Below are 22,689 nucleotides of genomic sequence, written 5' to 3'. Positions count from 1 at the left end.
CCCGGCGGACGCTGGACCGCATGCACACCACGGCGACACCGACCCACTGTCCGTACTGCGCGCTGCAATGCGGGATGGGCCTGGCCACAGGGCCCGGCGGGGTGGAGGTCGTGGAGCGTCCGGGGTTCCCCGTGAACGGGGGCGCGCTGTGCGGCAAGGGCCGCACGGCGCCCGCTGTGCTCTCCTCCCGGGTGCGCCTGACCGAGCCACTCATCCGGTCCCACGCCACGGGCCGGCTCGAACCGGCCACCTGGGAGGAGGCGATCGGCCGCGTCGCCGAGGGCCTTTCCCGCACGCGTGCGGAGCATGGCGCGGACGCCTGCGGGGTGTTCGGCGGCGGGGGTCTGACCAACGAGAAGGCGTACGCCCTGGGGAAGTTCGCACGGGTGGCGCTCGGCACGTCGCAGATCGACTACAACGGCCGGTTCTGCATGTCGTCGGCGGCAGCGGCGGGGCAGCGGGCCTTCGGGCTCGACCGCGGTCTGCCGTTCCCTCTTGAGGACATTCCGCGCACCGGCTGTGTGATCCTCGTCGGCTCGAACCTCGCCGAGACGATGCCGCCCGCGCTGCGGTATCTGACGGAGCTGAAGGCGAACGGCGGCAAGCTGATCGTCATTGACCCGCGCAGGACCCGCACCGCCGAGCAGGCCGACCTGCATCTGGCGCCGCGTCCCGGCACCGATCTGGCGCTCGCGCTCGGCCTGCTGCATCTGGTGGTGGCCGAGGGGCGGACGGACGAGGCGTTCATCGAGGAGCGGACCAGCGGCTGGGAGGAGGCGCGGGCGGCGGCGATGGCGCACTGGCCGGAGCACGTGGAGCGGATCAGCGGCGTCTCCGTGCCGCAGCTCCGGGACGCGGTGCGGATGTTCTGCGACGCCGAGGCCGCGATGGTGCTCACCGCGCGCGGGCCCGAGCAGCAGTCCAAGGGGACGGACACGGTGGGCGCGTGGATCAACCTCTGCCTCGCGACGGGCAACGCGGGCCGCCCGCTGGCCGGGTACGGCTGCCTGACCGGGCAGGGCAACGGGCAGGGCGGGCGCGAACACGGCCAGAAGGCCGACCAGTTGCCCGGCTACCGCAAGCTGACGGACCCCGCGGCGCGGGCGCACGTGGCGGGGGTGTGGGGCGTCGACCCCGACTCGCTCCCCGGCCCCGGCCGGTCCGCGTACGAGCTGCTGGACGCGCTCGGCGGGGACATCAAGGCGCTGCTCCTGATGGGCTCCAATCCGGTCGTCTCGGCACCGCGTGCCGCGCACGTGGAGGAGAAGCTGCGGTCCCTCGACTTCCTGGCGGTGGCGGACGTCGTCCTCTCCGAGACGGCGCACCTGGCCGATGTGGTCCTTCCGGTGACGCAGTGGGCCGAGGAGACGGGAACGGTGACGAACCTGGAGGGCCGGGTCCTCCTGCGCCGCCGGGCGACAGGCGCCCCCGCCGGCGTCCGAAGCGACCTGGACGTACTGCACGGCCTCGCCGCCCATCTCGGCCACGAGAAGGGCTTCCCCACGGACCCGGAGGAAGTCTTCGAGGAACTGCGCCGGGCGAGCGCGGGCGGCCCGGCGGACTACTCGGGGATCACGTACGCGCGCCTGAAGGAGGGAAACGGGGAGGGCGTGTTCTGGCCTTGCCCCGCGGACGAGGACGGGAGTGAGAGCGGAGGTGCAGGCGGGGCCGATGGTGTGCATCCCGGGACCCCGCGGCTCTTTCTCGGGGGGTTCGCCACCGCGGACGGGCGGGCCCGGTTCGTGCCGGTGGTGCATCGGGCCGCCGCCGAGGAGCCGGACGCGGAGTATCCCGTGCTCCTGACCACCGGGCGGGTCCTCGCGCAGTATCAGTCGGGGGCCCAGACGCGCCGTGTCGACGAGCTCAACTCGGCCGCTCCCGGCCCCTTCGTGGAGCTGCATCCGCGGCTCGCCGCGCGACTGGAGGTCGAGGAGGGCGAGCCGGTGACCGTCGTCTCACGGCGCGGCAAGGCCGTCGCCCCGGCGCGCATCACGAGCACGATCCGCTCCGACACCGTCTTCATGCCGTTCCACTGGCCGGGCGAGGGACGGGCCAACTCCCTCACGAATCCGGCACTTGACCCGGTGTCCCGGATGCCGGAGTTCAAGGTGTGCGCGGTGCGACTGGAGCGGGCCGAGAGGCCCTGGCGGCGCCGGGCATGACAGCGGGCCGGGAGGCATGCTCTCCCGGCCCGCTGTCATGCCCGTACGGAAATCAGCAGGTGCGTCCGGTGTAGTGCGCGCCCTGGATCTTGCTCGCCGAACCCAGCCAGCTCCGGCCCGGGCCCACACAGCGCTCGTAATCGGGGGCCATCGCCACCTCCACCTTGATGACGACGTTCGAGCCGTCGCCCGTGCAGTGGTTGTAGAACGCGTCGCTGCCGGTCTCGTAGAACCCGCAGGGGTTCATGACGGCGGCCGGGGCGTGAGCGGACGCGTCGGCCGCCACGGGGAGGCCGAGGGTGAGGGCTACGGCGCCGACGAGGACCGGCAGCGAACGGCGAAGGCTCATGGGGCAACTCCTGCTGAGGACGTGGTGCTCACGCACCGACTCGCGCACCGACTGGTGCACACGGAGAGTGCCACAACCGCGACCCTCCGCGATCATGGCGGTTCACGGGGTCGCTCGCACGGGTGACGGAGTCCACCGGATCGAGTGCGCAGGCGTTTGAGCTGCGTGATTCGCGCCGAGACCCGGCCCGCGCGTCACCATTGCCTCTCAGCGGCGCGACCGGAACGCACCCCAGTCCCCTCCCTCGATCACCGCCCCCGAAGCCCGCAGTCTCGCCGCCACCCGCACCGCCGTCACGTACACCCACGCCCGCGAAGTCGTCCCGTCCAGGAGGGTCACCTCGCGCACGACGCGCTCGTACAGGTTGCGGGGGTCGCCCGGCGCGTACACCTCCAGTACGTCGAGATCGGCGAGGAGCCGGTCGTACGCGGACGGGAGCGCGGTGATCAACTCGCCGCGCACCGGGCCGCCTTCGGGGTCCTCCAGGAGGTAGGGATAGCCGGGCCCTTCGTAGAGGACCGCCCCCGGGAGCCGGGCGGGCGACTCCGCCTCGACCCTGCCGCGCAGGTGGACGTCATGGTTGCGCTCCCCCGGCCGCAGCGTCCCGTACACGAAGAACGGCAGCCGATCCCCCTCCGGTGTCATCATGCGCCCGATTCTCGCCGGACCGACCGCACGGTGGGGCGGCAGGGGCGGCAGGGGCGGCAGGGGCGGCAGGGGACACCGGCCCTGGTCGAAGGTCCCGATCTCCGCGTTTCCACCCCGTTCACCCCTTCCTGTTACACAATCTCCCGTTTTCCGTGATGGACGCTTCTTACCGTCGGTAGGGCCATGAACCTTTCCTGCCCCCGCCGCCGCGCCCTGCGCCGCGCCGCCCTCTTCACCGCCACGGCGGCCGTCGTGCTGGCCGGATGCGGCAGCGTGGACGGGCTCGGCCCCGGTGAGCCCGCGCCGTCCGTGTCCGTGCAGCCGCGCCCCGAACCGCTCTGGCCCGCCTGGTCCGGTACGTCGTCCGAGGCGCCCGGCGCCGACACCGCCACCCACCAGCCGCCGCCGGAAGCCCTGGAGGGACTGCCGAAGCTGGGCGAGGACGGACTCCGCACGGAGGACTTCCGCAAGGTCCTGCGGGCCGATCCCCGGATGAAGCCGCTGGCCGACCGCGGCGAGATCGACCGCCCCGGAATGGCCGGGATCCGGCCGCCGCTGCTGACGGACCTGACCGGCGACGGGCGGCCCGAGCTGCTCGTGGCCGCCGACACGGAGAGCGGCCGGAGCGTTCTCGCCGTCTACAAGGAGCGCGACGGCCGGGTCTATCCGATCCTTTTCACGTCCGGGAAGCGCGTGAACATCGAGACGCTCGGCCAGGACGTCCTGGTGCGCAGCTCGTGCACGGACGGCGGCCAGCAGGCCGTGCGCTACCACTGGGACGGCGTACGGATGTCCACGGTGAGCGACAACAAGAGCTACAAGAAGACGCCGGATTCCGACGGCTCCCAGCCGACGAAGCCGGCTCCGGAACTGCCGGGCCGCATCAGGCCCTCGGGCGGCATGGAGTCTTCGCGTGGCGCCGAGCCTTCCCTCGGCCGGGACGGGCACTGATGAGGACCCTCGTGGAGCGCGCCCGCGCCACGCTCAACTCCCTCGGCCTGCGCTGGAAGATCGCCGCGCTGCTCGCACTCGGCTGCGCGGTCGTCGCCGTCGCCATCGGGGTCCTCGTCCACCAGGCCCGCCTCGAACAGGTCTCCGCGGGCGCCAGGTCGGGGGCCACCGCGCAGTTGGTGCGGGTGCGCCAGCTGTACGAGCTGACGGGGCAGGTCGACACCGGCGACGAGGGCATGGACGCCGCCCTCGACGCACCCGACCTGCCCGCGTCGCTGCGGTCGGCGGCCCTGGACGGGCGGCGGACCACGTACCTCGACATGAGCGCCGACAAACCCGCCGTGTGGGCGGCGCGCCCGGTCGGCGACCACGTGCTCTCCGTTCGCGAGCCGCTGACCGAACAGGCCGCCGAGATGGCGGAGTTCGACCGGCAGCTGTTGGCGTCGGGCGCCGTCGTCGTCATCCTCGCGGCGCTCGGCGGCGCCGCGCTGGCCAGCCGTCTCAGCCGCGAGCTGCGGACCGCGGCGGCCACCGCGCGCCGCATCAGCGAGGGCGAGCTGGACGCCCGTATCGACCACCCGCGACCGCCGGGCAGCCGGCCCGGCAAGGACGAGGTGGCCGAACTGGCCACCGCGGTCGACACGATGGCGGCGTCCCTGCAGCAGCGCATCGAGGCCGAGCAGCGCTTCACCGCGGACGTCGCCCACGAGCTGCGCACCCCGCTGACCGGTCTGCACACCGCGGCCGAGCTGCTGCCGCAGAGCCGCCCCACGGAACTCGTGCGCGACCGGGTGCTCGCCCTGCGCACCCTCACCGAGGATCTGCTCGAAGTGGCCCGGCTGGACGCGGAGGTGGAGCGGCCCGACCTGGACGCGCATCCCCTGGGCTCGCTCGCCGAAGGGATCGTGCAGCGGTCGGGGTGCCCGGTCCGGTTCGTGGCGGCGGGCGGCCCGGACGACGACGCGCTCGTACGCACTGACGCACGCCGCCTGGAGCGGATCATCGCCAACCTCGTCGCCAACGCCCGCAGGCACGGGGCCGACCCGGTCGACGTACGGGTGGCCGGGCCGGTGGTCACGGTCAGCGACCACGGCCCCGGATTCCCCGAACATCTCCTGAAGGACGGCCCGCAGCGCTTCCAGACCGGCACCACCGAGCGCGGCCACGGCACGGGCCTCGGCCTGACGATCGCGTTCGGCCAGGCGCAGGTGATCGGCGCGCGCGTGGAGCTGCGCAACGCGGAGAGCGGCGGCGCGGTGGCGGAAGTACACCTGCCGCAGGCCTAGTCGCGCAACCGTTCGTGCCATCAACTCCCGTACGGGCGGACCTCCTTGGCGCTGCGGAGTGCCCACGCCCACCACTGGAGCTGGTCGAGCATCGACTTGGCGGCGGCGTTCGCGGCCGTCGGGTCCTTGTGGGTGCCGTCGTCGGCGAAGAGGCCTCCGGCGTTGTGGAAGGAGACGGTGTCGCGAATCGTCATGGTGTGCAGCTCGGCGAAGACGGGACGCAGGTGCTCGACGGCACGCAGACCGCCGGAGAGCCCTCCGTAGGAGACGAAGGCGAGGGGCTTGGCCTGCCATTCGGCGTTGTGCCAGTCGATGAGGCTCTTGAGGGACGCGGGGTACGAGTGGTTGTACTCGGGGGTGAGCACGACGAAGGCGTCGGCGGCGGCCAGCTTCGGGGTGACCTTGCCGAGCTCGGCGAGGGTCTCGGGCGACGGGTTGAAGGAGAGCGAGGTCGGCAGCCGGGACTCGGCAAGGTCGACGACGTCCGCCTCGAAGTCCGTACGCTCCCGGATCCGGCCCAGCAGCCAATCAGCGACGATCGGCCCGAAGCGTCCTTCGCGATTGCTCCCGATGATGACGGCGACGCGAAGGGGCGCGGGGGTGGAGGCAGAGGCGACAGGGGCGGCAGAGGCGACAGGGGCGGGCGTGGGATCAACGGCATTCGTGTTCTGGGTCATGACCGAAGCCTCGATGCTCAACCTTGGTTGAGGTCAAGCGGCTCCGGCGACGGGTTCGGTGGGGGCGCGCGGAGGCCTCGTCGGCGCGCGGAGGCCTCGCCCGCCCCTCCCTCGCCTCTCCCCCCGCGACGTACCGTGATCCCCATGACAACTCCCTCGCCTCTGCAGCGCCTTGAGATCGACGGGCAGGCCGCCACCGCCGACCGGCTGTTGTGGGCCGCGCTCGGTGGCGTGGGGCACTTCACCGCCATGCAGGTCAGAGGCGGTGCCACGCGTGGGCTCGGGCTGCATCTGGACCGGCTCGACGCCGCCACCCGCGAGCTCTTCGGCCGGGAGCTCGACGGGGAGCACGTCCGCGAGCTCGTCCGGCACGTGCTCCGCGACGACATCGCCGACGCCTCCGTACGCGTCCACGTCCACGCACCCGAGGGCGAGCCGTCCGTGACGGTCACCGTCCGGGCGCCCGGCACGGTGTCCGAGAGTGCGCAGGCCCTGCGGTCCGTCCCCTACCAGCGGCCCTTCCCGCACATCAAGCACCTGGGCGGCTTCGGGCAGGCCCGCCACGGCGAGCTCGCCCGGCGGGCCGGCTTCGACGACGCGCTGCTCACCGCGCCCGACGGAACGATCAGCGAGGGCGCCGTCACGAACATCGGCTTCTACGGCGGCTCGGAGGTGATCTGGCCCGCCGCGCCCTGCCTGCACGGCATCACCATGCAGCTGCTCGCACCGCGGCTCCCGGCCGCCGGTCTTCCCACCCGCCGGGCCCCGGTCACGCTCGCGGACCTCTCCTCGTACGCGGCTGCCTTCGTCACCAATGCGCGGGGCATCGCGCCGGTGCGGCGGATCGACGGTACGGAGTTCGGCGTCGACGAGAAGCTGATGGCGACGCTGGCGGGGCTCTACGCCGACGTCCCCTGGGACGCCGTCTGAGGCGGACTCAGGTGAGGCGGACTCAGGTGCACGGGGCGGGCCGTCCGGCGGGGGGGCGTGACGGGGGGGCGCGACACGTCCACTCGGCCCCGGGGTCACCCATTCACAGGCTCCCCGCGCCCCCTTCGGACACTTCTCGGCGACACGCCGGGTGACCTGCTGGAACGTTCCCGTCGAAGTGTCAGAAGCCGCTCCAGCGCAGAGATTCTGACGGGCCTTCAGGAGGCGTGCGCCGCCGAGTGCCACTTACCTCGGTAGAGCGGGGTTCGACCGACGCAGCGGCACTTGGAGGTGCCGCGGGCCGTGCCCTCTGATGGTCCCTCGGAGGAGCAAGCACGATGCGCAAAGCCCGCCTGCTGACCACCGCCGCGCTCGCCGTCGCATCGGCGGGTCTCATGGCACCCCAGGCCGCCGCCGCGACCCTCGCCGCCGGAGGAGGCCTGGAGATCCAGCCGTCCACCGTCATGCCCGGCTCCACGGTCACCGTGAACACCGCCGCCTGCGGCAGCGACGGGACCGCCTCGGGCGACGCCAGCGCGGTCGGCGCCGGTACCTTCACGCTCGCGCCGGGCGCGGAGGAGGAGAGCGCGAGCGGTCGGTTCAAGGTGCCCCCGTCGGCCCAGCCCGGCACGTACGAGATCGTCGCCAAGTGCTCCGGCTCCGGCGCGGACGGCAAGCAGGTGGCGGGCGACCTGGTCGTCACGATCACCTCCACCGCCACCGCCCGTGAGCAGCAGCAGGTGGCCCCGAAGGGACATGTGAAGACGGGGGTCGGCGGCGCTCTCGGCCCCGACCCCGTGCAGACCGCGGCGGGTGTGGCGGCGCTTGCCGTCGCCGCCGCGGGCGGTACCTGGCTCCTGCATCGCCGGGCGAGAGGCGACAGGATCTGACGGACACCCTCCGCTGTCCACCGGTACCGCCAGCCCCCTCCCTCTCCGGGTCCGCCTGTCCCTCGTGGACCCGGAGAGGGATGCGGGGACCGGCCTCCCCGAACCCTGAGGGGGACGAGTCGAGTGATGCGCAGGAAGAACACCGGGCAGACGAACCCCGGGGAGAAGAAGCCGGGCGGGAAGAGGCCGGGCGGAAAGAGGCCCGGCCGACGGATCCTCAACTCCGTCATAGGCGCGGTCACCGTCCTGGCCCTGTGCTCGGGGGCCTGGCTGCTGCACAACGGCACCGAGTCCCACCCGCCGCCCCAGCCGGCCGCCGAGCAGGCCGCGTCGGCGCACCCCCCGTCCGGCCGCGCGCAGACCTCCGCCGCGCTCCCGCCGTCCCCGCCCGACCGCATCCGCATCCCCGCGATCCGGGTCGACGCGCCCCTCATGGGGCTCGGCCTCACGCGGCAGGGCAGCCTCGACGTACCGCCGCCGAAGAAGACGAACCTGGCGGGCTGGTACGAGTCGGGGACGACGCCCGGCGAGAGCGGCACGGCCATCGTGGCGGGGCACGTCGACAATGCCGAAGGGCCTTCCGTCTTCTACGACCTGGGGCGCCTGACCAGGGGCCGCACCATCGAGGTCGAGCGCAGGGACGGCAGCGTCGCGGTGTTCACGGTCGACGCGAACGAGGTCTACGACGCGAAGAACTTCCCGGACGACAAGGTGTACGGGGCCGCGGACCGGCCGGAGCTGCGGGTGATCACCTGCGGCGGCACCTATTCACGCAAGACGGGCTATCAGGGCAACGTCGTGGTGTTCGCCCACCTGACGAGCGTGCGCTGACGCCTCCGCCGAGGCGCTGTCCTGGGCGAGGCGCTGACCTAGGCGATCCACTGCTCGTACGCCATCTTCGCCACGAGCCCGAACACGGTGGTGAGCAGCACGATCCGGACGAAGCCGCTGCCCTTCTTCAGTGCGGTGTGCGCGCCGAGCATGCCGCCCGCGAGGTTGAAGACGGCCATCAGTGCGGCCAGTTGCCACAGGACCGCGCCCTGCCAGGCGAACATCGCGAGGGCGCCCGCGTTGGTGCAGCAGTTGACGATCTTGGCGGTGGCGGAGGCGGACACCAGGTCGAGATGGAGCACGGCGGTCAGCGCGAGCACCAGGAAGGTGCCGGTGCCGGGCCCGATGAGCCCGTCGTAGAACCCGATGCCGAGGCCCGCGAGGCCGATGGCGGCGAGGATGCGCTTCGGCGACGCCGGCCGGGCGGAGGGCGCGGTGCCGAACGCGGGCCTGAAGATGACGAAGGCACCGACGCCGAGCAGCACCACCATGATCACGGGCTTGAGCACCTCGGTGCTCATCCCGGCGGCGAAGAAGGCGCCGCCCATGGACCCGGCGAGCGCGGCGAGCCCGATCCGTACGGCGGTGGGCACGTCGACGGGTGTCTTCCTGACGTACGTCACCGCGGCGCCGGTCGTCCCGACGATGGCGACGGCCTTGTTCGTCCCCAGGGCATGAGCCGCCGGGGTCGAACCCGGCAACCCGAGCAGCAGCGCGGGCAGCAGCAGGAGGCCGCCCCCGCCGACCACGGCGTCGATCCAGCCGGCCGCGAGGGCGGCCACGCAGAGGACGACGACGGTGGTCAGAGATATGTCGGGCATGATCGTGACCTTATGGAGCGGGCGATCACGCCGTCCACGAATTCGGGGAGAGTTGAGGGTCTTCAGAGGTTCCGGTTTCCGGTTTCCGGCGGAGGTCTCCGTCGCCCCTACGGCGCCGCCTGAGGTGCCGGGACCCCGGCCGGGGCGCGGTCGGGCGCGGGCGGTGCCGCGGGGTCGACCGTGAGGGCGAGGACGGTGGCGACCAGCGCGCTCGCACCGGCGAGGCCCGTCGCCAGCTTGCGGCGCGCCTGCAGGGTCGGGCCGAGGACCGGGCCCACGGGTCTGCGGTGACGTCCCATGTCAGCCCCTCTCAGAAGGTGAAGCACTCGGCGTGGATGCGCTCCTGGGGCACCCCGGCCCGTACGAGCGCGGTGGTGGCCGAAGCGGCCATCCCGGGCGGCCCGCACAGGTACACGTCGTGCTCGGCGAGGTCGGGGACGAGGTTGCGCAGGGCCTGCGGGGCGAGCGGGTCGAAGGAGGCGTCGGACCGTCCGAGCAGATAGTGCAGCCCCGCTCCCCGGCTCCGGGCGATCTCCTCCAGCTCCTCCCGCAGCACGAGCTGCTCCGCGCTGCCCGCCCGGTAGAGGAGCGTGATGTCCCCGGGCCCGCCCGGCAGCGTCTCGAACAGCGCCCGCATCGGGGTGATGCCCACGCCGCCCGCGAGCAGCAGCACCTTCCGCCTCGTACGCCGGTGAGCGGTCAGCGCCCCGAAGGGCCCGGTGGCGAGCACCCGCGTCCCCGGCTTCAGGCGCCGCATCCGCCGCGTGTGGTCGCCGATGGCCTTCACGGTGATCCGGAGGGTGTCGTCGCGCACGGGCGCGGAGAGCGAGAAGGGCAGCGCGGTGCGCCAGAGCCTGCGCCGCAGGAAGCGCCAGCGGAAGAACTGTCCGGGTTCGGCGCGCAGCTCGTCGAGCCCGATGCCCTGCATCACGACCGACACGACACCGGGTCCTTCGTCGCGTACGCCGATGACACGCAGGCTGTGCTTCAGCGCCTGCCGCACGGGTACGACGACGCGGTACCAGGCGAGCAGCACCGCCACCGTGGCGTGCAGCATCGACCACACCCACACCGTCAGGATGCTGCCCGCCACGTCGGGCCCCGCGAGCTGGTGCACGAACGCGAGCGCGGCGCCGAGGTACGTCAGCAGGTGAACGGCCCGCCACGTCTCGTGCGGGACGCGGCGCCGCATCGCGCGCGCCGATGTGACGCCGACGGCCATCAGCAGGGACGTGCCGACGGCGGCCAGGGCGAGGCCCGGGTAGCCGAGCAGGTCGAGGGTGGCGCTGAGGAGGTCGGTGCCGGCGTGGGCGGCGTAGCCGCACAGGGCGAGCAGGGCGTGGCCGAGGCAGAGAGTGAGCACGTAGCGGCCGCCGAGCGCGTGCAGCCGGGCGAGCCGGTCGGCGCCGACGCCGTGCTCCACCGCGGGCAAGCGGGCCATCAGGAAGAGCATGACGAGGACGCCGTACCCGGCGAGCAGCCCGCTGAGATGGGCGCCGGTCGCGAAGAGCACGTCCAGCCGGGCCGAGGGTTCGGCCTGCACGGCCCAGAGCGCGGTGACGGCGATGCCTACGGCGAGGATGCCGTTGCGCAGGGCGGTGGGGGTGATGCGGATCGGGGGGACGGGGGTGCCGGCCCGGGGGCGCGGGGACGTCTGCGGCATCGGCGGAATCAGCGGCCCCTCCGTCTGCCGCAGGTATGCGGACAGTGCGGGGTACGCGTCGAGTCGGGATTCGGCTGCCTCGGTGGTCACCGCCGCAGACTAGGCGCGGGGCGCCGGTGGAAGTGGCTGGTCAGCGAGTTACCGCTGATCCTTAAGGCGGACTTGAGGATCGGCTCAACGGGGGTTAAGTCCGGGCGGCATTTGGCTGATCGATGACGCTGCGGGGCAAACGGGCGGCTGGGCGGGAAAGGCCAGTTCAGCAACGGTCAGATGCGCGGCAAACGGGCGGCTGGGCGGGAAGGCCAGTTCAGCAACGGTCAGATGCGCGGCAAACGGGCGGCTGGGCGGGAAGGCCAGTTCAGCAACGGTCGGATGCGCGGCAAACGGGCGAGTGGGCGGGAAGGCCAGTTCAGCAACGGTCGGATGCGCGGCAAACGGGCGGCTGGGCGGGAAGGCCAGTTCAGCAACGGTCGGATGCGCGGCAAACGGGCGGCTGGGCGGGAAAGGCCTGTTCGGCAACGGTCGGATGCGGGGCAAACGGGCGGGTGGGCGGGAAAGGCCTGTTCGGGCAGGTGGCGCTGCGGGGTGATCGGGCGGTGGGCGGGAAGGCCTGCTCGGGCAGAGGTAGCTGCGGGGCAAGGGGCGGGAGAGGCCCGGTCAGCACCGGGTGGCTGCGGGGCAACCCGCGGGAGAGGCCCCGTCGCCGGCAGATGGCTGCGGGGGGGGGCAAGCGGCACCCAGGGGCCGCCCCCGGCCCCCTCACACCCCGCCCCGGCGCCCGCTGAGGGCAGCGTTCCTCCTGGGAAACAGTCAAGATGCCGCCGGGTAACACCGCCCCCGCACTCTGCCGTACATGACCTCTTCCACCCCGAGCCCCAGCACCGCCCCCGTGGTGGTCATCGGCAGCGGACTGGCCGGTGTCCGCCTGGCCCAGCGGCTCGGGGCGTCCGGCGACACCGCCCTCACCCTCATCGGGGAGGAGCCCCACGCCCCGTACAACCGCGTGCTCCTCGCCGACGTCCTCTCCGGACGACTCGGCCCCGAGGTCATCGGACTCCCGCCCGCCACCGGCGACTTCCTCCGCACCCGCGCCGTCCGCGTGGACCCCGCGGACCGGCTCGTGCACTGCGCGGACGGCAGCGTCGTCCCGTACGGCACCCTCGTCCTCGCGACCGGCTCGAACCCGGTGCTCCCGCCCCTGCGCGGACTCTTCGAGCCAGGTGCCGCCGAGCTTCCGCGCGGCGTGCACCCGTTCCGGACCATGGACGACTGCCTCGCCCTGTCCGAGGCAGTGGGTCCTGGCACCCGCGTCGTCGTCATCGGCGGCGGCCTCCTCGGCGTATCGGCGGCCCGCGCGCTCGCCGTCCGTGGCGCCCAGGTCGTCCTCACCCAGCAGGGCGACCGGCTCATGGAGCGGCAGCTCGACCCGGCCGCGAGCGCGCTGGTCCACCGGCATCTCACCGAGCTCGGGGTGGAGGTGCACACCGAGTGCCGCGTGCGCGGGGTGCGGCAGGCCGACGGGGCCGTGCGGTCGGTGGAGCTCGCCGACGGCTACGTACTCGGCACCGACCTCACCGTCCTGGCCTGCGGCGTCCGCCCCCGCACGGGACTCGCCCAGGCCGCGGGCCTCGACGTGCGCCGCGGCATCGTCGTCGACGACGAGCTGCGCACCTCCGACCCGTACATCCGCGCCATCGGCGACTGCGCCGAGCACTCCGGCGAGGCCCGCTGCCTGGCGGCGCCCGCGCTCGAACAGGCCGACGCCCTCGCGGACGCCCTGATCTCCCCGCGGGACGCACGCCCCTACTCCGGCACCCGCGCCCTCACCCGCCTCACCCTGCACAACGGACACCCCGGATCCGCTCCCCTGGACCTGGCGGCCTTCGGCGACCCCGAGCACCGGCCCGACGACGACGTCGTCCAGCTCGCGGACGCCACCCGTGGCACGTACCGCAAGGTCGTCGTGCGCGGCGACCGGCTCGTCGGCGGCGTACTGCTCGGCGAGCTCACCGCCGTCGGCGCGCTCGCCCGCGCCTGGGAGGCCGACGACCTGCTGCCCGACGACGGCAGCCCCCTGCTCCACCTGCTCACCAACGACGGAGGCCTCTGAGATGCCCACGGACACCCCCCGCCACGGCGCGCGCGACCACACCATCGTGCTGGTCGGGCACGGCATGGTCGGCCAGCGCTTCCTGGAGGCCCTCGCCGCCCGCGGACTCACCGACACGCACCGCGTGGTCGTCCTGTGCGAGGAGCCGCGGCCCGCCTACGACCGCGTACAGCTCACCTCGTACTTCGCGGGCCGCACGCCCGACGAACTCTCCCTCACGGACCCGGAGTTCATCGAGAAGCACGGCATCGAGCTGTACGTCGGCGACCCGGCCGAGACCCTCGACCGTGACGCGAGGACCGTCACCGCGCGTTCGGGGCAGACCTTCGCGTACGACACCCTCGTCCTCGCGACCGGCTCCTTCCCCTTCGTGCCACCGGTGCCGGGCAAGGACACCACCGGGTGTTTCGTCTACCGCACCATCGAGGACCTGCTCGCCATCGAGGAGTACGCCAAGACGTACGCCACGACCGGCGCCGTCGTCGGCGGCGGACTGCTCGGACTTGAGGCGGCGGGCGCGCTGCGCGGCCTCGGACTCGACACGCACGTCGTGGAGTTCGCTCCGCGACTGATGCCCGTACAGGTCGACGAGGGCGGCGGCGCGGCCCTCCTGCGCACCATCACCGGCATGGGCCTGACCGTGCACACCGGCGTCGGCACCCAGGAGATCGTCAGCACGGAAGGTGCCGTCAGCGGAATGAAGCTGTCGGACGGCAGTGAACTCACCACCGATCTGGTCGTGTTCTCCGCCGGTGTCCGGCCCCGCGACCAACTCGCCCGCGACAGCGGGCTTTCCGTGGGCGAGCGCGGCGGCATCATCGTCGACGAGCAGTGCCGCACCAGCGACCCCGCCGTGTACGCGATCGGCGAGTGCGCCCAGGCGTCGGACGGCCGGGTCTACGGACTCGTCGCGCCCGGCTACGAGATGGCCGAGACCGTCGCCGCCGCGATCGCCACGGAGGAGTCGAGCTTCACCGGCGCCGACCTGTCGACGAAGCTGAAGCTCCTCGGTGTGGATGTCGCCTCCTTCGGCGACGCGCACGGCGCGACCCCGGACTGCCTGGACGTCGTCTACTCGGACTCGCGCTCGGGCACGTACAAGAAGCTGGTCATCGGCTCGGGCGGCGAGCTGCTCGGCGGCGTCCTGGTCGGCGACGCGGAGGCGTACGGCGTGCTGCGGCCGATGACCGGCAGCGTCCCGCCGGTCTCGCCCGAGCAGCTGGTGCTCCCCGCGGGCGCGGGCGGCCCGGTGGCGCTCGGCCCGTCCTCGCTGCCGGACTCCGCGGTCATCTGCTCCTGCCACAACGTCACCAAGGGCTCGATCCGCGGCGCCGTCACCGAGCACAGCTGCACCACCGTGCCCGAGGTCAAGAAGTGCACCAAGGCCGGTACGGGCTGCGGCAGCTGCGTGAAGGTGCTCGGCCAGCTGGTCAACGACGAGCTGGAGGCGTCGGGCGTCGAGGTCGACAAGGGCCTGTGCGGCTGCTTCGCCCAGACCCGCCAGGAGCTGTACGAGATCGTCCACACCCTGGGGATCACCTCCTACCGGCGGCTCCTGGACTCCCACGGCCGCGAGTCCGCCCGTGGCACGGAGGGCTGCGAGACCTGCAAGCCGACGGTCGGTTCGATCATCGCCTCGCTGGCCCCGACGATCGGCGCCGACGGCTACGTGCTCGAAGGCGAGCAGGCCTCACTCCAGGACACGAACGACCACTTCCTCGCCAACCTCCAGAAGAACGGCTCCTATTCGGTCGTGCCGCGCATCCCCGGCGGCGAGATCACCCCGGACAAGCTGATCGTGATCGGCGAGGTGGCAAGGGACTTCGGCCTCTACACCAAGATCACCGGCGGCCAGCGCATCGACATGTTCGGCGCGCGCGTCGAACAACTGCCGCTGATCTGGACGCGGTTGGTGGACGCGGGGTTCGAGTCTGGTCACGCGTACGGGAAGTCGCTGCGGACGGTGAAGTCGTGCGTCGGGCAGACCTGGTGCCGCTACGGCGTCCAGGACTCGGTCCGGATGGCGATCGACCTGGAGCTGCGCTACCGGGGCCTGCGCTCCCCGCACAAGCTGAAGTCGGCCGTGTCGGGCTGCGCCCGCGAGTGCGCGGAGGCCCAGTCCAAGGACTTCGGCGTCATCGCCACGTCGAGCGGCTGGAACCTCTACGTGGGCGGCAACGGCGGCGCCACCCCGCGCCACGCGGATCTGCTCGCGCAGGACCTGTCCGACGCCGAACTGGTGCGCCTCATCGACCGGTTCCTGATGTTCTACATCCGTACGGCGGACCGCCTCGAGCGCACCTCGACGTGGCTGGAGCGGATCGAGGGCGGCCTCGACCACGTACGGGACGTGGTCGTCCATGACTCGCTCGGGCTCTGCGACGAGCTGGAGGCCCTGATGGCCGACCATGTCGCGCACTACCGCGACGAGTGGTCCGAGACCATCAACGACCCCGAGCGCCTGGCGCGGTTCGTGTCCTTCGTGAACGCGCCGGACGTCCCGGACCCGACCGTGAGCTTCGTCCCGGAACGGGACCAGATCAAGCCGGACCTGCCGCTGCTCTCCATCGGCTCCCGCCCTCGCGACCTGGAAGGTGCTGCATCCTGATGAGCATTCAACTCCGCCTGGAAGACAACTGGTTCGAGGTCTGCGACCGCGCGCACCTGACGCCGGGCCGCGGCATCGCCGCACTGCTCCCCGACGGCCGCCAGGCCGCACTCTTCATCGACCGCGCGGGCCGCGCGTACGCGATCGACAACCGCGACCCTTTCACGGGCGCGGCGGTGCTCTCGCGCGGGCTGCTCGGCGCGGCGGCGGGCCGGCCGTTCGTCGCCTCACCGCTCCTGAAGCAGCGGTTCGACCTGGAGACGGGCCGGTGCCTGGACGACGACTCGGTGACGGTGGAGACGCACAGGGTCCGGCTCGCCTGACCAGAAACATTACTTGACCGACCGTTCCAGTATTGCTTACTCTCTCCTCGTGGCCAGGACCAAGGAATTCGATCCGGACGCCGCGCTCCAGTCGGCCCTAGAGCTGTTCTGGCGGCGCGGCTACGAGGCGACGTCGATGGCGGACCTCGTCGAGGAGCTGGGCATCGGACGCGCCAGCATCTACGCGACGTTCGGCAACAAGCACGAGCTGTACCTGAAGGCACTGGACCGGTACGCCGCACTCCAGAACCCCCGCCTGCTCGGCGAGCTCTCGCAGCCGGGGCCCGCGCTGCCCGCCGTCCGCTCGGTGGTGCGCCGCTTCGGCGGCGAGGCGGCCTCCGACGAGGGGCGTCTGAACGGCTGCTTCATCACCAACACGGCAGCCGAACTGGGCCCGCACGACGAGGCCGCCACCCGTTGCGTCGAGCGCAACTGGGAGTACATGGAGACGCTGCTGCACTCGGCGCTCGTCCGCGCGCAGGCGCAGGGCGAGCTCCCGGAGGACCGCGACCCGCTCGCCCTCGCGCGCATGCTGCTGACCCTGATGCAGGGGCTGCGCGTGATCGGCAAGGCGTCGAAGGACCCGGCACGGGTGCGGGACGCCACGGAACAGGCGCTGAGCCTGCTCGACTGAGCACTGAGCCTGCCCGACCGGCCTTTCCGCTCAGCCCCTCCGCTGGCCTTCTTTTTTCATGCCCTCATACTGAACCGATCGTTCAAGAAAAGGATTCTGCCATGACTGCAGCGACTTCAGCGGCGCGTACCCGTTTCGCCGGCCGCACGGCCCTCGTCACCGGCGGCGGCTCCGGCCTCGGCCGTGCCATGGCGCTCGCCTTCGCCGCCGAGGGCGCGAACGTCGTCGTCGCCGGACGTACCGAGGTCCCGCTCAAGGAGACCGTGGGGCTCATCGAGGAGGCGGGCGGCACAGCGCTCGCCGTCACCGCCGACGTCTCGCGCTCCGAAGACCTCGCGGCGCTCGTCGACGCCACCGTCGAGCGGTTCGGCTCCCTGGACGTGGCCGTCAACAACGCGGGCGTCCTGCGCGCCGGGCAGCTCGTCGCCGAGCTGCCCGAGGAGGACTGGCGGACGATGCTCGACATCAACGTCACCGGCGTCCTGCTCGCCCTCCAGGCCGAGGTGAAGCAGATGCGCACGCAGCCGAACGGCGGGGCGATCGTCAACATCTCCTCCAACCTGGGCGCCCACACCAGCCTTCCGGGCACCATCGGATACGGCGCCACCAAGGCAGCCGTATCCGCACTGACCAAGGGCGCCGCGATCGAGTACATCGGGGACGGCATACGGATCAACGCGGTGAGCCCCGGATCCTCGGACACCACCATGTCCCTGCGCCCGGGCGAGAGCGAGGCCGAGCGCGCCGAGCGGATGAGGAGCGCGACGCCGCTCGGCCGCGTCTCGTCGACCGAAGAGGTCGCGGCGGCCGTGCTCTACCTCGCCTCGGACGAATCGGCGTCGGTGGTCGGTGCGGATCTGGTGATCGACGGGGGTGCCGCAGCCTGACGCCCCGCCCTGGGCTCGCACTGCCTACTCTTGAGTAGGAACAGGCGTGCCCAGGCAGAGGGAGCAGAAGGAGCTGTGTCATGACGGGCTGGAACGCGAGCGACATCCCCGACCAGAGCGGCCGCAGCGCCGTGGTCACCGGCGCCAACAGCGGCATCGGCTATGTCACCGCACGCGAACTCGCCCGCCGTGGCGCGCGCGTGGTCCTCGCCTGCCGCAGCGAGGAGCGGGGGACGCGGGCGCTGGAGCAGTTGCGTTCCGAAGTACCTTCGGCGGAGGCGGAGTTCAGGCGGCTCGACCTGGCGGATCTGGGGTCGGTGCGGCTGTTCGCGGAGGCGTACGACCGTGACGACGAGGGCGGCGGCCTCGATCTCCTCGTCAACAACGCGGGCGTGATGGCGCTGCCCTACCGGCAGACGGCGGACGGCTTCGAGACGCAGTTCGGCGTCAACCACCTGGGCCACTTCGCGCTCACCGGGCTGCTGCTGCCCCGGCTCCTCAGGACGCCGGGGGCCAGGATCGTCACGGTCTCCAGCGCCTTCCACGCCCTGGGCAACATCGACATGGGCGACCTCAACAGCGAGCGGAACTACCGGCGTTGGATCGCCTACGGCCGCTCCAAGACGGCGAACCTCCTCTTCGTCCACGAGCTGGCGCGGCACCTCGCGGCGGCCGGCTCGGACGTCGTGGCCGCCGCGGCGCATCCCGGCTACGCGGAGACGAACCTCCAGGCCGCCGGACCCAAGATGGAGGGGCGCAAGATCGCCGAGCGCGTGATGGGTCTCGGCAACCGCGTCCTGGCCCAGCCCGCGACGTCCGGCGCACTGCCGACGCTGTACGCGGCCACGGCGCCGGGCGTCCGCCCCGACTCGTTCACCGGGCCTCGGGTGCTGGGGTGGCAGGGGGCGCCGGGACGATCCTGGCGGGCCAAGTGGACCCTGAACGACACGGCGGCGGAGCGGCTGTGGGTGGCTTCGGAGGGGTTGACGGGGGTGCGGTATCCGTCACTGAAGGGGTGAGCGACCGGAAATCCCTGCCGGAAGAGACGGGAAATCCCTGCCGGAAAAGGCGAACTGCACACCGGCTCCGGAGAACGCCAAAAGCATGACCCTTGGCCGGATTACGCACCGGACGCCCACGACCAGATCGCGCACCGGAAGGTAAACGCACGCCCCGGTGGCGCCGCCCCTCACCGCAGCCCCGACACCTCAAAAACCCCCTTCGCCCCATCCCCGTCGAGCCGGGCCACCAGCCGCCCGAGAACCTCCGCCCCGGTCCGCAGCAGTCCGCACGCCCGCGCATCCCGCGCCCCCGCGTCCAGCCGATGCAGCAGCAGTGGATTCTCCGCGAGCACCTGGGGATCCACCTCCACCCGGTTCCCGAGCGAGTCGCACAGCACGAGCCGCGCGGCGACCCCCTCGCTGTGCCGTACGGCGGTCAACAGCCCCGTACAGACATGCCGGTGCCGCAGCAGACCCCGCACGGCGAGCCACCCCGGCCCCGCGGTCACCCGCGCCGGGTGCAGGATCAGATAGAGCAGCGCCGAGAGCCCCGCCCACAGCACGCCACGCAGCGCACTCAGCGTGCCGTTCGCCCAGTCGACGAGGACGATGAGCACGAAGAGCGCGAGGGCGCAGAAGACGGCGGCCCGCACATCGGCCGCCCAGCGCCGGTCGGCCACGACACCGTCCCCGTCCCGTACACCCCCGGCGCGCACATCCCCGTCCCCGCCCCGGTCCCCGTACATCTCATGTCGCATGTGCGGCACCGTAGGACGGACTGCGCGCGGAGTCACCGGCGTTGACGGCCCGCATACTCCTCCCCCGCCCCCCTTGACGAACCGCTGACGCCTCGGTTGGCGCCCCCGTCAAAGGGGCGTGAAGATCCACGCCGTACGCGCCAAGGAGCCGCCAATAGGGCGCGCGGTCCGTCCGGGGCCCGCCCAGGCTGGGCATCGCTCACGCGAACGAACCCGCCTGGAGGGGCCCGCCCATGACCACTGTCTCCGAGACCCCGGAAGCCCTCAGGACCCCGGACCCGGGAAGTCCCGGCGACCGCCACCGCCTGACCGCCCTCCAGGGCCTCGCCGCGCTATCCCTGGACGCGATGGCCTCGGTCGCCTACGGACCCGAGGCCATCGTCCTGGTCCTCGCGGCGGCCGGCGCCCACGGGCTCGGCTTCACGCTGCCGGTGACCCTGGGGATCGCCGCGCTGCTCGCCGTGCTCGTCGCCTCCTACCGTCAGGTGATCGCCGCCTTCCCCGACGGCGGAGGCAGCTACGCGGCGGCCAAGGCCCACCTGGGCCGCCGCGCGGGCCTGGTCGCCGCGGCCTCACTCGTCCTCGACTACGTCCTGAACGTCGCCGTCGCCGTCACCGCGGGCGTCGCGGCGCTCACCTCGGCGTTCCCGGAGCTGTACGGCGACCGGGTGGCGCTGTGCCTGGCCGTCCTCGTCGTCGTCACGGGCGTCAATCTGCGCGGCATCGTCGACTCGGCGCGCGTCTTCATCGTCCCGACCGCGATATTCGTCGGCGCGATCCTGACCATGGTCGCCGTCGGCCTGTTCCGCGAAGGACCGGTCAGCACGGCCGCCGCCGATGGCCACGCCTCCGTCCTCGCCGACAACGCCACGACCGTCGGCGCACTGCTCCTGCTCAAGGCGTTCGCCTCGGGCTGCTCGGCCCTCACCGGAGTGGAGGCCATCGCCAACGCCGTACCGTCCTTCCGCGCCCCGCGCGTCAGGCGCGCCCAGCACGCGGAGGTGGCGCTCGGCGCGCTCCTTGGCGTGATGCTGATCGGCCTGTCCGTCCCCATCTCCCGCTTCGGGCTGCAGCCGGTGGAGGGCGTCACGGTCCTGGCACAGCTGGCGGACGCGTCACTGGGCCACAACTGGGCTTTCTACGTGGTTCAGTTCGCGACGATGATCCTGCTCGCCCTCTCCGCCAACACCTCCTTCGGCGGCCTGCCGGTCCTGATGGGTCTGCTCGCCCGGGACAACTACCTCCCGCACGTCTTCGGGCTGAAGGCCGACCGTCAGGTCCACCGGCACGGCGTCCTCGCGCTTGCCGCCGTGTCGGCCGGGCTGCTGGTCTTCTCCGGCGGCGACACCAACACGCTCGTACCGCTCTTCGCGATCGGTGTCTTCATCGGCTTCACGCTCTGCCAGACCGGGATGGTGCTCCACTGGCGCAAGGCCGGCAGGCCCGCCAAGGCCCTGCTCAACGGCTTCGGGGCGGTCCTGACCGGCGTCTCGGCGGTGGTTGTCACGGCCACCAAGTTCACCGAGGGCGCCTGGCTGATCGTGCTCGCGCTGCCCGCCATCGTGCTCTGCTTCGAGGCCGTGCACCGCGCCTACGGCCGGATCGGCGACGATCTGGGCCTGGGCCGCGTCCCGGCGCCCCCGCACCGCGACCACTCCCTGGTCATCGTCCCCGTCTCGAACCTGTCCCGCCTCACCGGTGAGGCCCTGAACGCGGCGGTGTCCCTCGGCGACGAAGTGCGCGCGGTCACGGTCACCCACACCGACCCCGAGGACCGCCGCGCCACGGAGGCGCTGCGCCGCGACTGGGAGCTGTGGAACCCGGGCGTCGACCTGGTGGAGCTGTCGTCCCTGACACGTTCGGTCGGCCGCCCGGTGTCGGCGTACGTACAGAGGATCTACACCTACCACCCCACCACCCGCGTCACCGTCCTGATCCCCGAGGTCGAACCGGCCCACGTCTGGCAGCGCCTGCTCCAGAACCAACGCGGCACGGTCCTCGCCCACGCGGTCCGCAGGGACACGGACGCGGTGATCTGCCGCCTGCGGTTCCGCCTTGCGAGGGGGCGGACGCGGTCCTAGCGTCGGCGCCATGAGCGGAAGCAGGGGCGACGCGGGCAGTGGGGGCGCTGCGGGGGCTGCGGGCGCTGCGGGACGGCGGATCACGGAGAAGCTGTCGGCGGAGGCCCTGCGCGAGGCGACGGGCAAGACCTGGACGCAGTGGTTCGCGCTGCTGGACGCCTGGGACGGCACCTCCCACACCCACACGGAGATCGCCCGCCACATCCGCGAGGAGCACGGCACCGACGGCTGGTACGCCCAGTCCGTGGCCGTCGGCTACGAACAGGAGCGCGGCCTGCGCGAGGTGGGCCAGAGCAGCACGGGCGCCTGGCGGACCAGCGGCAGCAAGACGATAGCCACGTCGGCGGCCCGAGCCATCGAGGCCTTCACGGACGAGACCGTACGCGCCCGCTGGCTCCCCGGCATCGACCTCACCCTCCGCACGCACCGCCCCGCCAAGTCGGTGACGGCCGACTTCAAGGACACAACGGGCACCACCACGCGCATCTCCGTGGGCATCACGGTCAAGACCCCGGAGAAGACAACGGTGGCCATCGGCCACGAGAAACTGCGGGACGCGGCGGAGGTGGCAACGTACAAGAAGTTCTGGCACGAACGCTTGTCGAAGCTCAAGGCCCTGCTGGAAAGCACCGACCAGCCCTGAGGGACGGGATTTCATCGCAGTCGCCCCTGCCCGCCGCCATCGGCCTGGACGCCATCCCCTCCGCGGGACGGCTCGATACCTGTGACGCCGAGCGGAATCGCAGGATCGTCCCGGCCCTGTACGAGCACGACCACGCGCTCGGCAGGAACGCCTTGCAGGCGGTCACCGAAGGGGGACCGACCCGGCGGCTTCCGCCGGATGGTTCGCCTACGACGTTGGTCGACAGTCCCCGCTGACGAGGCCCGAAGGGGCAGCGCCCTCGCAGGTGCCCCCCAATCGGCCACGTCGTCGGGATTCGTCACAACCGACGCAATCGGGCCAGCCGGCAACGGCTGCCACGGGCCGGGCGCGATCGCTGCCCGCGGTATGTTTCCGCTGAACAGCTGCGCCTTGTACTTTCATCTGCGCACAAGGCTGATGGTGATGTACGCGCGAC

At 72.3% G+C, this 22,689-nt stretch carries 22 protein-coding genes; 14 read left to right on the top strand and 8 right to left on the bottom strand.

From position 1 onward, the window contains the following. The first annotated feature begins 20 nt into the window (after window positions 1-20). Entirely contained in the window at window positions 21-2,162 is a 2,142-nt protein-coding gene (locus OG302_RS28200; RefSeq protein WP_371529331.1) for a molybdopterin oxidoreductase family protein, read from the top strand. Between the two features lie 52 nt (window positions 2,163-2,214). Here the strand turns inward: OG302_RS28200 and OG302_RS28195 are convergent, their stop codons facing one another. Both OG302_RS28195 and OG302_RS28190 read right to left on the bottom strand, forming a co-directional pair. After that, window positions 2,215-2,511, bottom strand: coding sequence for a DUF6355 family natural product biosynthesis protein (locus OG302_RS28195; protein WP_371529330.1), 297 nt, complete (start codon window positions 2,509-2,511; stop codon window positions 2,215-2,217). A 207-nt stretch (window positions 2,512-2,718) separates the two neighbouring features. Continuing rightward, entirely contained in the window at window positions 2,719-3,159 is a 441-nt protein-coding gene (locus tag OG302_RS28190; protein ID WP_371529329.1) for a gamma-glutamylcyclotransferase family protein, read from the bottom strand. Between the two features lie 183 nt (window positions 3,160-3,342). On the opposite strand from OG302_RS28190, the gene OG302_RS28185 reads away from it, so the two are divergent. Both OG302_RS28185 and OG302_RS28180 read left to right on the top strand, forming a co-directional pair. Beyond that, window positions 3,343-4,110, top strand: a complete 768-nt coding sequence (locus tag OG302_RS28185; protein WP_371529328.1) for a hypothetical protein — start codon at window positions 3,343-3,345, stop codon at window positions 4,108-4,110. Continuing rightward, the gene (locus OG302_RS28180) at window positions 4,110-5,396 is read left to right on the top strand and encodes an ATP-binding protein (protein ID WP_371529327.1); all 1,287 of its coding nucleotides are present in this window, start codon (window positions 4,110-4,112) and stop codon (window positions 5,394-5,396) included. The genes OG302_RS28185 and OG302_RS28180 overlap by 1 nt, the downstream gene beginning before the upstream one ends. 20 nt (window positions 5,397-5,416) lie before the next feature. On the opposite strand, the gene OG302_RS28175 is transcribed toward OG302_RS28180, so the two are convergent. Beyond that, a complete protein-coding gene (locus tag OG302_RS28175) occupies window positions 5,417-6,073 on the bottom strand; it encodes an NADPH-dependent FMN reductase (RefSeq protein WP_371529326.1) in 657 nt (218 codons plus the stop codon). A gap of 144 nt (window positions 6,074-6,217) precedes the next feature. On the opposite strand from OG302_RS28175, the gene OG302_RS28170 reads away from it, so the two are divergent. The 3 genes from OG302_RS28170 to OG302_RS28160 all read left to right on the top strand — a co-directional run bounded on the left by OG302_RS28170 (window position 6,218) and on the right by OG302_RS28160 (window position 8,724). Next, the gene (locus tag OG302_RS28170; protein WP_371529325.1) at window positions 6,218-7,003 is read left to right on the top strand and encodes an aminotransferase class IV family protein; all 786 of its coding nucleotides are present in this window, start codon (window positions 6,218-6,220) and stop codon (window positions 7,001-7,003) included. A gap of 338 nt (window positions 7,004-7,341) precedes the next feature. Next, window positions 7,342-7,893 carry a hypothetical protein gene (locus OG302_RS28165; RefSeq protein ID WP_371529323.1) on the top strand — a complete coding sequence of 184 codons (552 nt, stop codon included), beginning with the start codon at window positions 7,342-7,344 and terminating at the stop codon, window positions 7,891-7,893. 126 nt (window positions 7,894-8,019) lie between these two features. Then, window positions 8,020-8,724: a class F sortase gene (locus OG302_RS28160; RefSeq protein ID WP_371529322.1), complete on the top strand. Its 705-nt coding sequence runs from the start codon at window positions 8,020-8,022 to the stop codon at window positions 8,722-8,724. Between the two features lie 38 nt (window positions 8,725-8,762). On the opposite strand, the gene OG302_RS28155 is transcribed toward OG302_RS28160, so the two are convergent. The 4 genes from OG302_RS28155 to OG302_RS28140 form a co-directional block, all read right to left on the bottom strand. Further along, on the bottom strand, window positions 8,763-9,545 hold the full coding sequence (locus OG302_RS28155; protein ID WP_371529321.1) for a sulfite exporter TauE/SafE family protein: 783 nt from the start codon (window positions 9,543-9,545) through the stop codon (window positions 8,763-8,765). Window positions 9,546-9,652: 107 nt separating this feature from the next. Then, window positions 9,653-9,844, bottom strand: coding sequence for a hypothetical protein (locus tag OG302_RS28150; RefSeq protein ID WP_371529320.1), 192 nt, complete (start codon window positions 9,842-9,844; stop codon window positions 9,653-9,655). Between the two features lie 11 nt (window positions 9,845-9,855). After that, window positions 9,856-11,298, bottom strand: coding sequence for a ferric reductase-like transmembrane domain-containing protein (locus OG302_RS28145; RefSeq protein ID WP_371529319.1), 1,443 nt, complete (start codon window positions 11,296-11,298; stop codon window positions 9,856-9,858). Between the two features lie 84 nt (window positions 11,299-11,382). Beyond that, window positions 11,383-11,727 carry a hypothetical protein gene (locus tag OG302_RS28140; RefSeq protein ID WP_371529318.1) on the bottom strand — a complete coding sequence of 115 codons (345 nt, stop codon included), beginning with the start codon at window positions 11,725-11,727 and terminating at the stop codon, window positions 11,383-11,385. A gap of 334 nt (window positions 11,728-12,061) precedes the next feature. Between OG302_RS28140 and OG302_RS28135 the strand changes: the two genes are divergently transcribed. The 6 genes from OG302_RS28135 to OG302_RS28110 all read left to right on the top strand — a co-directional run bounded on the left by OG302_RS28135 (window position 12,062) and on the right by OG302_RS28110 (window position 18,789). After that, window positions 12,062-13,318, top strand: a complete 1,257-nt coding sequence (locus OG302_RS28135; protein WP_371529317.1) for an NAD(P)/FAD-dependent oxidoreductase — start codon at window positions 12,062-12,064, stop codon at window positions 13,316-13,318. A 1-nt stretch (window position 13,319) separates the two neighbouring features. Beyond that, window positions 13,320-15,926, top strand: a complete 2,607-nt coding sequence (gene nirB / locus OG302_RS28130) for a nitrite reductase large subunit NirB (protein WP_371529316.1) — start codon at window positions 13,320-13,322, stop codon at window positions 15,924-15,926. Further along, a complete protein-coding gene (nirD, locus tag OG302_RS28125; RefSeq protein ID WP_371529315.1) occupies window positions 15,926-16,249 on the top strand; it encodes a nitrite reductase small subunit NirD in 324 nt (107 codons plus the stop codon). The genes nirB and nirD overlap by 1 nt, the downstream gene beginning before the upstream one ends. A 49-nt stretch (window positions 16,250-16,298) precedes the next feature. Beyond that, window positions 16,299-16,883 carry a TetR/AcrR family transcriptional regulator gene (locus OG302_RS28120; RefSeq protein ID WP_371529314.1) on the top strand — a complete coding sequence of 195 codons (585 nt, stop codon included), beginning with the start codon at window positions 16,299-16,301 and terminating at the stop codon, window positions 16,881-16,883. A gap of 101 nt (window positions 16,884-16,984) precedes the next feature. Continuing rightward, on the top strand, window positions 16,985-17,770 hold the full coding sequence (locus OG302_RS28115) for an SDR family NAD(P)-dependent oxidoreductase (RefSeq protein ID WP_371529313.1): 786 nt from the start codon (window positions 16,985-16,987) through the stop codon (window positions 17,768-17,770). 80 nt (window positions 17,771-17,850) lie between these two features. Then, window positions 17,851-18,789 (top strand): oxidoreductase, encoded by a 939-nt coding sequence (locus OG302_RS28110; RefSeq protein WP_371529312.1) that lies wholly within the window; start codon window positions 17,851-17,853, stop codon window positions 18,787-18,789. Window positions 18,790-18,959: 170 nt separating this feature from the next. Here OG302_RS28110 and OG302_RS28105 read toward each other — a convergent pair whose 3' ends face one another. Further along, window positions 18,960-19,529, bottom strand: a complete 570-nt coding sequence (locus OG302_RS28105; RefSeq protein ID WP_371529311.1) for a hypothetical protein — start codon at window positions 19,527-19,529, stop codon at window positions 18,960-18,962. Window positions 19,530-19,762: 233 nt separating this feature from the next. Between OG302_RS28105 and OG302_RS28100 the strand changes: the two genes are divergently transcribed. Beyond that, complete coding sequence (locus OG302_RS28100; RefSeq protein WP_371529310.1) at window positions 19,763-21,610, top strand: APC family permease; 1,848 nt, start codon at window positions 19,763-19,765, stop codon at window positions 21,608-21,610. A 10-nt stretch (window positions 21,611-21,620) separates the two neighbouring features. After that, window positions 21,621-22,253, top strand: coding sequence for a hypothetical protein (locus tag OG302_RS28095; RefSeq protein ID WP_371529309.1), 633 nt, complete (start codon window positions 21,621-21,623; stop codon window positions 22,251-22,253). The last annotated feature ends 436 nt before the right edge of the window (window positions 22,254-22,689 follow it).

The sequence above is a fragment of the Streptomyces sp. NBC_01283 genome, assembly GCF_041435335.1.
Classification (GTDB): domain Bacteria; phylum Actinomycetota; class Actinomycetes; order Streptomycetales; family Streptomycetaceae; genus Streptomyces.
The sequence above is the reverse complement of the archived record's forward strand: the minus strand, read 5'-3'. Positions and strand labels throughout refer to the sequence as shown.

Bases quoted from the DNA above. Each gene is read 5' to 3' on its own strand.
- OG302_RS28100 (WP_371529310.1), top strand. From the start codon at position 19,763: ATGACCACTGTCTCCGAGACCCCGGAAGCCCTCAGGACCCCGGACCCG.
- OG302_RS28150 (WP_371529320.1), bottom strand. From the start codon at position 9,844: ATGGGACGTCACCGCAGACCCGTGGGCCCGGTCCTCGGCCCGACCCTG.
- nirD (WP_371529315.1), top strand. From the start codon at position 15,926: ATGAGCATTCAACTCCGCCTGGAAGACAACTGGTTCGAGGTCTGCGAC.
- OG302_RS28200 (WP_371529331.1), top strand. From the start codon at position 21: ATGCACACCACGGCGACACCGACCCACTGTCCGTACTGCGCGCTGCAA.
- OG302_RS28095 (WP_371529309.1), top strand. From the start codon at position 21,621: ATGAGCGGAAGCAGGGGCGACGCGGGCAGTGGGGGCGCTGCGGGGGCT.
- OG302_RS28185 (WP_371529328.1), top strand. From the start codon at position 3,343: ATGAACCTTTCCTGCCCCCGCCGCCGCGCCCTGCGCCGCGCCGCCCTC.
- OG302_RS28165 (WP_371529323.1), top strand. From the start codon at position 7,342: ATGCGCAAAGCCCGCCTGCTGACCACCGCCGCGCTCGCCGTCGCATCG.
- OG302_RS28105 (WP_371529311.1), bottom strand. From the start codon at position 19,529: ATGCGACATGAGATGTACGGGGACCGGGGCGGGGACGGGGATGTGCGC.
- OG302_RS28155 (WP_371529321.1), bottom strand. From the start codon at position 9,545: ATGCCCGACATATCTCTGACCACCGTCGTCGTCCTCTGCGTGGCCGCC.
- OG302_RS28115 (WP_371529313.1), top strand. From the start codon at position 16,985: ATGACTGCAGCGACTTCAGCGGCGCGTACCCGTTTCGCCGGCCGCACG.
- OG302_RS28180 (WP_371529327.1), top strand. From the start codon at position 4,110: ATGAGGACCCTCGTGGAGCGCGCCCGCGCCACGCTCAACTCCCTCGGC.
- OG302_RS28195 (WP_371529330.1), bottom strand. From the start codon at position 2,511: ATGAGCCTTCGCCGTTCGCTGCCGGTCCTCGTCGGCGCCGTAGCCCTC.
- OG302_RS28190 (WP_371529329.1), bottom strand. From the start codon at position 3,159: ATGATGACACCGGAGGGGGATCGGCTGCCGTTCTTCGTGTACGGGACG.
- OG302_RS28110 (WP_371529312.1), top strand. From the start codon at position 17,851: ATGACGGGCTGGAACGCGAGCGACATCCCCGACCAGAGCGGCCGCAGC.
- OG302_RS28170 (WP_371529325.1), top strand. From the start codon at position 6,218: ATGACAACTCCCTCGCCTCTGCAGCGCCTTGAGATCGACGGGCAGGCC.
- nirB (WP_371529316.1), top strand. From the start codon at position 13,320: ATGCCCACGGACACCCCCCGCCACGGCGCGCGCGACCACACCATCGTG.
- OG302_RS28175 (WP_371529326.1), bottom strand. From the start codon at position 6,073: ATGACCCAGAACACGAATGCCGTTGATCCCACGCCCGCCCCTGTCGCC.
- OG302_RS28160 (WP_371529322.1), top strand. From the start codon at position 8,020: ATGCGCAGGAAGAACACCGGGCAGACGAACCCCGGGGAGAAGAAGCCG.
- OG302_RS28135 (WP_371529317.1), top strand. From the start codon at position 12,062: ATGACCTCTTCCACCCCGAGCCCCAGCACCGCCCCCGTGGTGGTCATC.